An 11,160-nucleotide genomic window follows, 5' to 3' on the forward strand; every position below is an offset into this window, starting at 1 on the left:
TCAAGGCCAATTCGGGGATAAAAGACAGGCTTATTTGACGGATATTTGAATTTGGGTGCCTGGTGAATGAAAACTCTAATTTTTCAGACCATCCCTAAGTACTACTACGCAGTTTTATCCAGGTTTCTATATTACAATCGGCCGGTGTAGTTATTTTGGCGACGTAATAATCACGCTTTTTATTACGGCCTATTCTTTCAAGCTGAACCAGGTTTCACGGTGAAACGGATGACACGGATTTCAGATAGGAGGCTTGGTCTGATCAATTTGTCTGAGTGTGGAGTGGACGCGATCACCCGCCACCTGAGTGCATGCTCACATTATTGTTCTCAAACTCCTCGTCGTCTAATAGCTTGTCCATGGCAATATTTCGGAGAAATCTCATGAGATTCTTTTGCAACACCAGTTCTTGCTGCAGACCGGTAACATTTTTTTTGATGCTGCTGACGGTGCCGTTGATCTCCTGCAAACAGATACCCATTATTCGGGACGCAGTCAGTGCCCATGAGATGGATCAAGCTGCTGAGATGGGTGATACGAAAAGCCAGTATCAACTCGGTATGCGCTATATGTCTGGTAAGGGCGTTGTGGAGGATTATGCCGCCGCGGCTTATTGGTTCGAGAAAGCGGCTGAAGCCGGACATGTCGATGCCCAGTTCATGTGGGGTTCTGCGCTTTATTCCGGTGTCGGTGTTGAACGGGATCATGCCGAGGGAGTGCGCTGGTTTTTGAAATCAGCAGCAGCCGGACATAAACGGTCCCAATACCAGTTGGGTGATGCCTACCTCAATGGCAGGGAAGTGGAGAAAGACCGCGCCTGGGGTGCCAGGTGGAATGGCATGGCAGCAAGCCAGGGACACAAGGGAGCCCAGTTCACCATGGGGGTTCTGTTCGCCAAGGGTATCGGGCTGCCGAGGAACGACCTGGAGGCAGTGACCTGGCTGAGGCTTGCCGAGAAAAGCGGGGACAAACTCGCCACGGAATTATTGGCAAAGCTTCGCGAAAAGATGACATCTGGCCAGTATAAATCTGCCCTGTCACGGGCAGATCGCTGGAAGCCGGAAAAAAATATGAAGGGTTACCGGAACAGGCCAACCACGCGTTATGTGCAGTATGTACTGGGGAGACTGGGTTATAACGCGGGCTATGCCGATGGTATTCGGGGAGAGAAAACCGACCAGGCCATCGAGAAATATCTCAAGACACGTGGCGTGAAAGGAGATGCTGGCAACGCGAAGGTGATAAGCCTTTTGAGGAAAGAGTCTCAGTGATGAAACAAAAAACCGGCGGCGGCCAAGCTGCCGCCGGTAGGTCGGTATAAATTACTCAGGGTCTCCTGAAGGCTCCTCAGGGGATACCGTGAGCGCGAGATCGGGCTCCTCGGCTATGCCGAGCAGGTCGTTTACTGCATCTTTGACCTCTTCATCGATGTTGCCTTCTTCATCGGTGATGTTTTTGTTTGCTGCTGTATTCAGAGCATCTGCTGCAGCTTGTTGAGCCTCATTTGCCGCTTCTTCGGCTGCGTCTGCTTCTGCCTGTGCGGTTGCTGCATCTGCTTCAGCCTGGGTTGCTGTGGCATCTGCTGCGGCTGCATCAGCGGCAGCGGTATCAGCATCACCACGTGCTGCTGCCGCTGCGGCAGCAAGCTCCGTATTTGTGGGATCAGCCGCGGCTTGTGTCTCGAGATCTGCAGCATATGCTTCAGCCTCTGCAGCCGCAGTGGCCAGGGCATTGGCATCTGCACGCGCATCGACTGTAGCCGCCTGGGCCTCTTCCGCAAGCGCTGCTAAATCCGCTGCAGCTGATACAGCCTCCTGGGCTGTTCCATATGCAGCCTCGTAGGCCGCGATCATTCCCACAGCCGAGTTCGGTGCAGCATGCAGTCTTGCGTTCGGTGAGGCATGGGCCGCATTCAGGCGTCCCAGTTTGCTGGCAATGGCGCCGTGATTGTTCCCTTGTCCTTTACCTTCAGCAGAATGACCGAAGGCATTGCCGCCGTTACCCTTGGAGTGTCCGAAGGCATTGCCATTTCCAGGGCCGCTTCCGAAGTCACCGCCAAGGCCGTTGCCACTGTTGCCACCGGGGCCGTGACCATTGCCATTACCGTTGCCATTTCCGCCCTTGGCTGCAACGTCAGAAAAAATTACTCCGCCGCTGTCAAGGTCATAGGAGATTGGTGCAACAAGCAGGACAGATGCCGCCAGGCCCGCAATTGCGATTATAGAACGTTTAACCATGGTTTGCTCCTAATTAATCCGAATATGAGCGGATTATCCTTAATCTTATACATTTAAGCATTAGCGATGCTGCCATAATAGGTAGGGAACAAGGGTTGTAAGTTACTGAAATAATGTGACCTGAGATGCAAAACAGAGATTTTGTCGGGAGGTAATTTCGTTTAATAGATTAGTTCCCTGGATCTTCAGGCTCAAGGGACAATAATGACAGGCTACTGCAAGTATGAGAGAAGGTATTGAAATGAAGCAGATTATGGTAATCCTCATGGTATTGGTGTTTGTCGTTTTCGGCGCTGGTACAGCGAGTGCGGCAAAGGGCGGTAACGGACATGGCGCTGGAGGGGTGGCTGCAGACCAGGCGAACGAGATGGGCATGGAAAAAGGCAAACGCTACGCTACGCCGGCAGCAAGGAAAAGAAGAACAAGAACGGGGATGAAGAAGAGGAAGAGCTGAAGAAGCCGAAAAAAGAGAAAAAGGAAAAGAAAAGAGAAAAAGGAAAAGAAAAGAGAAGAGAAGAGAAGAGAAGAGAAGAAGCCTAAAAAGAGCAAGTAAGAAATTCATCGAAGCAGCAACTTCAACGGCATTTTGAGGTTGCTGCGTCGCAGCATATATTCTCGCCTTATTATCCTATTCCTAATTCCATCTCGACCCCAGGGTTGTAGCGTTGTATCCTGCATCTCGCCCGCGAGGAACTGCCACAGACACTAAATAATCCCTCCTTTAAAGAGAGGGAGCGAATGGTTCCCGGGGCTGAAAATATCTATGCACTGACAGCCTCGAATCTGGACTCTCAGAGCCCGGTTCAGGGCATAAAGAATAATCAGAGGGTCCCCTGAAGGGGAACGACAATATGACCGTAAAGTTCATGACCTCGAGTCCGGATTTGGCCAAGTCCGGACAGGGGACGGGCGCCTTGCGTACGCGCCGCCCCGTCTATCTCGATTTTCTGCCCCCCTGCAACAACGCCTGCCCGGCAGGTGAGGATATCCAGGCCTGGCTCGCCCTGGCCCAGGAAGGGGAGTACGAAGCGGCCTGGCAGACCCTGGTAGAGAACAACCCTATGCCGTCCATCCACGGGCGGATCTGCTACCACCCTTGTGAAAACGCCTGCAACCGAAACTACACCGACAGCACAGTGAGTATTCACGCGGTGGAGCGTTTTCTTGGCGATATGGCCCTGGAGAATGGATGGAAGCCGAAGTTCGACGCCGAGCCCAGCGGCAAACGCATCCTGGTCATCGGTGCCGGGCCCAGCGGTCTGTCGGCCGCCTACCACCTGACGCGGCTTGGTCACGAAGTTGAGATTCATGAGGCGGGTCCTATCGCCGGTGGCATGATCCATTTCGGCATTCCTGCTTACCGCATGCCCCGTGATGAACTGGCCGCCGAGATTCAGCGCATCGAGGACATGGGGGGCAAGATCGTTCTCAACCACCGGGTGGAGGACGTGCTGGCGGAAAAAGAGGCGGGCAACTTCGACGCCGTCTTCATTACCGTGGGCGCCCACATCAGCAAGAAGATCGATATCCCCGCGAGGGATGTCGGCAAGATGATGGATGCAGTGAGCTCCTGCGCGAGGCCAAGAGCGAGGAGCCGCTGCGCCTGGGGCGCCGTGTGGCCATCTACGGTGGCGGTATACCGTCATGGATGCCGCCCGCACCGCGAAACGCCTGGGTGCGGACGAGGCGATGATCATCTATCGCCGCGACCGGGCCAGCATGCCCGCCCACGACTTCGAGGCCGACGAGGCCATCGAGGAGGGGGTGAAGATCAAGTGGCTGAGCACCATCAAGGAGATCGACCAGACCACCTTCAAGGTGGAGGTGATGGAACTGGACAAGGACGGTAGGCCCCAGCCCACTGGGGAGGTAGAGACCCTTGAGGCCGATGCCCTGATCCTGGCCGTTGGTCAGGACACCGATACCGGTTTTCTGAAGGATGTTCCAGGCGTCGACCTTCAGCGTGATGGCACAGTGGTGGTAAGCAACAACATGATGACCGGCCACGAAGGTATCTTCGCCGGCGGCGACATGGTGCCCAGTGAGCGTTCGGTGACCATCGCGGTGGGCCACGGCAAGAAAGCCGCCCGCCACATTGACGCCTACCTGCGGGGTACCCGTTACGATAAGGCGCCCAAGCATCCCATCATCGAGCATGAAAAACTTCACCTCTGGTACCAGACCCACGCACCCAAGTGTGAGCAGGAACACCTGCCCCTGGTGGACAGGAAGAACTTTGACGAGATCCTCAAGGGGCTGAGTGAATCCGAGGCCCTGTTCGAGGCGCGCCGCTGCCTCTCCTGCGGCAACTGTTTCGAGTGCTACGGCTCATGTCCCGAAGGGGCAGTCATCAAGCTCGGCAAGGGCAATCGCTATCGCTACGACTACGAGCTGTGTACCGGCTGCGCGGTCTGCTTCGAGCAGTGTCCCTGCCATGCTATCGAGATGGTCTCCGAACCCGGTTTTGCTGAGTGATTATTGCCATGGGTGAAAACAAGAAATTCGTAACAGTTGATGGTAACGAGGCGGTCGTTCATGTTGCCTGCCGGGTGAGCGAGGTCTGCTCCATCTACCCCATCACCCCTTCCTCGCCGATGGCGGAGTCAGCGGATGTCTGGTCAGCCAAGGGTGTGAAGAACATCTGGGGTCAGGTGCCTGACGTGTTCGAGATGCAGAGCGAGGGCGGTGCCGCGGGTACCGCACACGGCGCCCTGCAGACCGGTGGCCTGACAACTACCTTCACTTCATCCCAGGGGCTGCTGCTGATGCTGCCCAACATGTACAATATCGCCGGTGAGCTCACCTCCACGGTGTTCCATGTTGCGGCCCGCTCCCTGGCGGCCCAGGCCCTCTCCATTTTCGGCGACCACCAGGATGTGATGTCGGCCCGTATGACCGGCTTCGCCATGCTTTCGCCTGCCTCGGTGCAGGAGGCGCATGACATGGCGCTGATCAGCCATGCCGCCACCCTCAAGGCGCGAGTGCCTTTCATGCACTTCTTCGACGGGTTCCGCACTTCCCACGAGGTAAATAAGCTGGAACTGCTCAGCGATGACCAGATCCGGGCCATGATTGACGACGAGCTCGTCTACGAGCATCGCAAGCGCGGCCTCAACCCGGATAATCCGTTCATCCGCGGTACCGCCCAGAATCCTGATGTCTACTTCCAGGGGCGGGAAAGTTCAAACCCCTTCTACCTGGCTACGCCCGGTATCGTGCAGGAGTCCATGGATCGGTTTGCCGAGGTGACCGGACGCCAGTACAACCTGGTGGAATATTACGGTGTGCCCGATGCAGAGCAGGTGATCTTCATCATGGGGTCTGGTGCGGAGACGGTGATGGAGACCGTCGAGGAGCTCAATGACCAGGGGGGCAGGTTCGGCATGGTGCAGCTGCGTCTCTACCGGCCTTTTCCAACTGAACAGATACTAGCGGTGCTTCCCAAATCGGTGCGTAAAATTGCGGTTTTGGATCGCACAAAGGAGCCCGGTGCTGGCGGCGAACCCTTCTAGCAGGATGTGTTGACCATGCTGATGGAGGCCCATTCCATGGGAGAGTGGGAGACCCTGCCCAAGGTGGTGGGGGGGCGTTACGGCCTCTCATCGAAGGAGTTCACTCCCTCCATGGTGAAGGGTGTGTGCGACGAGTTGCTCAAAGAGCATCCAAAAAATCACTTCACCATCGGTATCCACGACGATGTGACCAACACCAGCCTGGGCTGGGATCCCGAGTACGATCTGGAGAAACCCAACATGACCCGGGCTCTCTTTTTCGGTCTGGGTTCTGACGGCACCGTTGGCGCTAACAAGAACAGCATCAAGATCATCGGCGAGAACACCGATCTCTATGCCCAGGGCTACTTCGTCTATGACTCACGCAAGGCGGGCAGCCAGACAGTGTCCCACCTGCGAATCGGGCCTTACCCGATTAAGGCGCCTTACCTGATACAGACGGCGGACTTTATCGCCTGCCACCAGTTTGGGTTCATCTACAAGACAGAGGTGCTGAAAAACGCAGGGCATAGTGCAACCTTCCTGCTCGACAGCCCCTACGGCCCGGACGAGGTGTGGGAACACCTGCCCAAAATGGCCCAGGAGATCATCCAGGATCGTGAGCTGAAGGTTTATGTCATCGATGCCTCCACCGTGGCCCGTAATGCCAGCATGGGGCGGCGTATCAACACCGTGATGCAGACCTGCTTCTTCGCCCTCTCGGGTGTTTTGCCCAGGGACGAGGCCATCGCCCAGATCAAGAAAGCGATCGAGAAGACCTACTATCGCAAGGGTCCAGCGGTAATCGAGCAGAACTTCAAGGCGGTGGATGCTGCCCTGGACCATCTCTACGAGGTGAGTATTCCGGCATCCATCACCAGCGACCGTGAGCTCGACCCGGTGGTGACTTTAGACGCCTCTGAATTCGTACGCGAGGTGACCGCACCCATGCTGGAAGGCAAGGGTGATGACCTGCCGGTGAGCCGGATACCGGTGGACGGCACTTACCCCAGCGGTACGACCAAGTGGGAGAAACGCAACCTGGCCGACAATGTCCCTTACTGGGAGCCGGATATCTGTATCCAGTGCGGCAACTGTAGTTTCGTCTGCCCCCACGGCGTGATCCGCTCCAAGTTCTACCATGAGCGGTTACTGGACAAGGCGCCGGGGGCCTTCCAGTCGGCCAAAATCAGCGCCCGCGGTTTTCCCGAGACCCGCTACACACTCCAGATCTACCTGGAGGACTGCACCGGCTGCGGCGTCTGCATTGAGGCCTGCCCCGCCCACAGTCCGGATGACAAGGACATCAAGGCGATCAACATGAAGGCCCGCAAGCCGATGCTGGAAGAGGGCCAGGCCAACGTGCGCTACTTCGAGAAACTGCCCATGAACAATCGTGGGCGGGTTGATTTCTCCTCGGTGCGTGGTACCCAGTTCCTGGAGCCCCTGTTCGAGTTCTCCCTGGCCTGTGCAGGCTGCGGTGAGACACCTTACGTCAAGTTGCTCTCCCAACTGTTCGGTCCCCGCCTGCTGGTAGCCAACGCCACCGGCTGCTCCTCCATCTACGGCGGTAACCTGCCTACCACCCCCTGGGCCATCAACAGCGAGGGCCGGGGCCCCGCCTGGTCAAACTCCCTGTTTGAGGACAACGCCGAGTTCGGCCTGGGCATGCGTATCACAGCCGATAACCACATGGATATGGCCAAGGAGCTGTTGCAGGAGCTCTCCCCCTGGATCGGCGAAGAGGTGGTGGACGAGATGGTGCGTTCCGAACAGTGGGTGGGTGAATAACTGCGCCAGCAGCGCAAGCGTGTCGACACGGTGAAGGCCATGCTGCCCAAGATCGATGATCCACGGGCGCGCAACCTGGAATCTGTTGTCGACCATCTGCTGCGTCGATCGGTCTGGCTGGTGGGCGGCGACGGCTGGGCCTACGATATCGGCTCTGCCGGTCTCGATCATGCACTGGCCAGTGGCCGCGACATCAACGTGCTGGTGCTGGATACCGAGGTCTACTCCAATACCGGTGGCCAGATGTCCAAGTCCACTCCCACTGCCGCGTCAGCCAAGTTCGCCTCGGCGGGTAAGCGCATCGGTAAGAAAGACCTTGCCATGCAGGCGATCTCCTACGGCAACGTCTACGTGGCCCGTGTGGCCATGGGGGCAAACCCCCAGCAGACCCTGCAGGCGATGCGCGAGGCCGAGGCCTACAAGGGGCCATCTCTGATCTTGGCCTACAGCCCCTGCATCGCCCACGGCTACGATCTGCAGCAGGGCCTGCGGCTACTAGCCGTTGATCCGTTTCAACTCGGAACTGCGCAAGTCAGGGGATCGCCCCTTCGTACTCGATTCACCGCGTCTGCGCATCAGTCTCAAGGAGTACGCCTATAACGAGGCGCGCTACAAGGTTCTGCAGCGTACCAACCCGGACGAGGTCGATCACCTGATGAACCTGGCCCAGGAACTGGTCAACCTGCGTTGGGAGACCTACGAGCACGTGGCGACCCAGGAGTCTTCGGAGTTCCATCCCGTCGCCTGATGCCGCATCGCCATCCCCGGGGCAGGCACTTTACTCTGCCCTGGGAGGCACATTTCGGGCCCTATAGCCAACGTAGGTTGTCAGCTGCACCTTTCAGCGGTTTCGGAATTGCCGGTTGATCATTGGATTGAGCTGATCGATCGGGCGATCAGCGATTAGAGATAGCGTCGAAGGTTCATCCCGATGGGATTGACCGAACACAAGACGTCTTTTTTCGAATGGTTAAAACTAACGTTTCAGTTGGAGTGCTGGCGATCTTCCAGGCGCACAACAGTCATCGCCAGCAGACGCGCCACAATGGCCTGGTTGGAAGAGATCTCCTGTTGATAATCGAACTCCTCCAGCAGAAGATCCAGCGTACTGCGAAGCACATCAGGTAAATTCTCTAACAACTCATCCGGATGAGTATTGGCGATGGGTTGTTTCTCCCTGCACTGCTGTATCAGTTGATCAGCACCAAAACGGGGGAGAAAGTTGCGAATGTCGGTGATATTGCAGTTTGAACTCATAACGCCCTCAAAACTTGCGTACGTAATAATGACCGGATGCAAGGTCCGCTTTGCGAGGTCTTCAGGCAATGCAAATCAATAGCTATTGCCGGTGAAGATAGCGGGGATTGGGCTATCGCAATTGCCGCTAGGATAGTAGGTAATTGAATGGTATCAAATACGGTTAATTCTTATTTGAACAAAGAATTTAATTTTAAAAGAAAAGGTGTTGGAAGGATCTTGTGTTCCGCATTTTTTCTCACTTCAGCCGCCTGGTTCTCGACTTCTGCTTATGCAGACGGTACCGAGGCGGGTACAACGGTTTCCAACTCTGCAACGTTGAACTTCAGTATTGGCGGAGTCGACCAGGATGACATTGTCAGTTCACCGACGGGCAATGATGATCCTTCGCTGGTTGCAGGTGATACGGGTGCAGAAACAACGGATTTCCTGGTTGATCGGAAACTGGATCTGTTGGTGACTGCCGATAATACAGATCATGTCAATGTTGTACCTGGCCTGGAAGACGCGGCCCTTGCGTTTACGGTAACCAACCAGAGTAATACGCCGGTCGATGGTCTCGATATCCTGCTGATGGCGGTGCACAGTTCCAACCCAACTGGATTTACGACGGGTTCAGATAATTTCGATGTTGATAATACGACCATCCAGTATTTCCTGGATGCGAACAACGACAATAAATGGGATTCTGGAGATACCGCACTAACGACAACCAACGGTGTAGCCACGCTGAATAATGTGGATCCGGATGAATCCTTCAATATCCTCGTGGTTGCGGATATCGATACCATAGCGAATCTGGTTGATAACAATACCGGGATAGCCAGTGCCAACAATGTTAACGGATCCATCTCTGCCTTGACCCTGGTGGCGCAGGTTGCCGAGAGTGACGGTACGGTTATCTCCAATGATGACAGTGGTAATGTCAGCCCGGGAGGTACTGCAAATGATATTGCAGATGATCCAGAGTCACAGGAAGATGTCTTTGCGGACAACGCAGCGCTCGCTGCAACGACGCTGGTTACCGGTAATGTGGCTGATACCATCGCAGATGAGGATTTGACCTTTGACTTCGTGGCAGGAACACTGCATACCAGTGGCGCAAAAGATGTGGCGTCCAACGGTCAGGCCTCGGACACCTCCGCATTTAAACTTGCCTCTGCAACCGTCAGTTTGCAGAAAACAGTCACAACATTCTGTGACGATATCAATGGCACAACCAATCCAAAGTCCATTCCCGGTGCTTACCAGCGATACGCCCTGACAGTAACAAATGCTGCAAGCGCGTCAGCTTCAGCAACCTTGACGTCCCTTCAGGACGTTTTGCAGGCGACAGATATCACTTTAGATGGTGACTTTATTGACGGTACTGGAGTGCCTGCGTGTGCAGACAGTAGTCCTACCGATGCTACGGGTAACGGCTTTAGGGTGACCTGTACGGATACTGCGCCTGATGACTCTGGCGTGGATAAAGCGACCCCCAGAGCTTGCGTGGAAGCAGCAGCGTTTTTCAGCAGTAATGCGGATAGTGATGGCGCAGACCACGATGGTTCGGTAAACAGCGGCACGATTAATCTGGATTATTCTCAACTGCTCCCTGCGTCAGACGTAGATCACGATGCAGGTGAGTTAGCACCTGGTGAATCGGTGACCGTGGAGTTCCAGGTAAGAATCAACTGATCCAAATCCATTTCTTTGAGTTGATGCCGCCCCTGTGCGGGCCCTGTGTGAGTAACGCTCGACGCGGGGGTGGTATCTGGCGGGCATCTGAAAAGCACAATTAATATGCATAGGGACGGGTTGCTGGTGTTTTCTTGGCTTCATGCAAACGCCAGTTCTTCGAGAGTTTTGAGAAAGCACTGGATCAAAAGGGGCTGGGTAAGGACAACAAGATAATCCTCATGTGCCGTTCAGGCAGTCGCAGTGCCAAGGCTGCCCGCGTTCTGCATATTGCGGGCTACGAATATGTCTATTCGGTGATTGTTGGCTTCGAAGGCGATAAAGAGAAGATCGGCCCCAACAAGGGACAGCGTATCGTGAATGGCTGGAAGAGCAGTAACCTGCCGTGGAGCTACACCCTCCCAAGTAAAAAGCTCGCCTGGGATATCAATTAACGTTTTTTCAACCTCCTTTGTGATTATTCACAGCCCCCGCCATGCGGGGGGGGGTATCCAGCCACCAGGATGGGTTTGCCCAATCCTGACCTGATCTCTATTTCCATTAATGACGCAGCATGCGTGTCTATCTAATTGGTATCCTGGGTCTTTTTAATATGGCGCAATTTGCTAGGGCCTGTTCACGTTAATCAACGTGTCTGAGATGAGTGAAGCCAGGATAAAGAAGGTGAACATCACATCCAGTTTTTCGAATCTTGAAAAGATCCG

The 11,160-nt window shown here is 55.2% G+C and carries 7 protein-coding genes and 2 pseudogenes; 6 read left to right on the forward strand and 3 right to left on the reverse strand.

Annotated elements, in window-relative coordinates; all coding sequences use genetic code 11:
* Positions 1 to 292 precede the first annotated feature (292 nt).
* Complete coding sequence (locus BOW53_RS12845) at positions 293 to 469, reverse strand: hypothetical protein (protein ID WP_172838876.1); 177 nt, start codon at positions 467 to 469, stop codon at positions 293 to 295.
* A gap of 40 nt (positions 470 to 509) precedes the next feature.
* Here BOW53_RS12845 and BOW53_RS11055 point away from each other — a divergent pair, with 40 nt between their 5' ends.
* Positions 510 to 1,271: a tetratricopeptide repeat protein gene (locus tag BOW53_RS11055; protein ID WP_216641102.1), complete on the forward strand. Its 762-nt coding sequence runs from the start codon at positions 510 to 512 to the stop codon at positions 1,269 to 1,271.
* Positions 1,272 to 1,322: 51 nt separating this feature from the next.
* On the opposite strand, the gene BOW53_RS11060 is transcribed toward BOW53_RS11055, so the two are convergent.
* Positions 1,323 to 2,237 (reverse strand): hypothetical protein, encoded by a 915-nt coding sequence (locus tag BOW53_RS11060; RefSeq protein ID WP_078488047.1) that lies wholly within the window; start codon positions 2,235 to 2,237, stop codon positions 1,323 to 1,325.
* Between the two features lie 241 nt (positions 2,238 to 2,478).
* Here BOW53_RS11060 and BOW53_RS11065 point away from each other — a divergent pair, with 241 nt between their 5' ends.
* The 3 genes and pseudogenes from BOW53_RS11065 to nifJ all read left to right on the forward strand — a co-directional run bounded on the left by BOW53_RS11065 (position 2,479) and on the right by nifJ (position 8,267).
* Positions 2,479 to 2,691, forward strand: coding sequence for a hypothetical protein (locus tag BOW53_RS11065; RefSeq protein WP_135607084.1), 213 nt, complete (start codon positions 2,479 to 2,481; stop codon positions 2,689 to 2,691).
* Positions 2,692 to 3,088: 397 nt separating this feature from the next.
* A pseudogene (locus BOW53_RS11070) lies at positions 3,089 to 4,712 on the forward strand (NAD(P)-binding protein).
* 8 nt (positions 4,713 to 4,720) lie between these two features.
* Positions 4,721 to 8,267, forward strand: a pseudogene (gene nifJ, locus BOW53_RS11075) (pyruvate:ferredoxin (flavodoxin) oxidoreductase).
* A gap of 236 nt (positions 8,268 to 8,503) precedes the next feature.
* Here nifJ and BOW53_RS11080 read toward each other — a convergent pair.
* On the reverse strand, positions 8,504 to 8,776 hold the full coding sequence (locus tag BOW53_RS11080; protein WP_078488049.1) for a hypothetical protein: 273 nt from the start codon (positions 8,774 to 8,776) through the stop codon (positions 8,504 to 8,506).
* A 174-nt stretch (positions 8,777 to 8,950) separates the two neighbouring features.
* On the opposite strand from BOW53_RS11080, the gene BOW53_RS11085 reads away from it, so the two are divergent.
* Positions 8,951 to 10,456, forward strand: a complete 1,506-nt coding sequence (locus BOW53_RS11085) for a hypothetical protein (RefSeq protein ID WP_135607085.1) — start codon at positions 8,951 to 8,953, stop codon at positions 10,454 to 10,456.
* Between the two features lie 134 nt (positions 10,457 to 10,590).
* On the forward strand, positions 10,591 to 10,890 hold the full coding sequence (locus BOW53_RS11090; RefSeq protein WP_078488051.1) for a rhodanese-like domain-containing protein: 300 nt from the start codon (positions 10,591 to 10,593) through the stop codon (positions 10,888 to 10,890).
* Positions 10,891 to 11,160 lie beyond the last annotated feature (270 nt).

It is taken from the genome of Solemya velesiana gill symbiont, assembly GCF_002020805.1.
In the GTDB taxonomy this organism is placed as follows: Bacteria; Pseudomonadota; Gammaproteobacteria; order Chromatiales; family Chromatiaceae; genus Sedimenticola_A.

What these genes read in the sequence shown, in the direction of transcription:
- BOW53_RS11055 (WP_216641102.1), top strand. Translation starts at nt 510, where the DNA reads ATGGATCAAGCTGCTGAGATGGGTGATACGAAAAGCCAGTATCAACTC.
- BOW53_RS11060 (WP_078488047.1), bottom strand. Translation starts at nt 2,237, where the DNA reads ATGGTTAAACGTTCTATAATCGCAATTGCGGGCCTGGCGGCATCTGTC.
- BOW53_RS11065 (WP_135607084.1), top strand. Translation starts at nt 2,479, where the DNA reads ATGAAGCAGATTATGGTAATCCTCATGGTATTGGTGTTTGTCGTTTTC.
- BOW53_RS11080 (WP_078488049.1), bottom strand. Translation starts at nt 8,776, where the DNA reads ATGAGTTCAAACTGCAATATCACCGACATTCGCAACTTTCTCCCCCGT.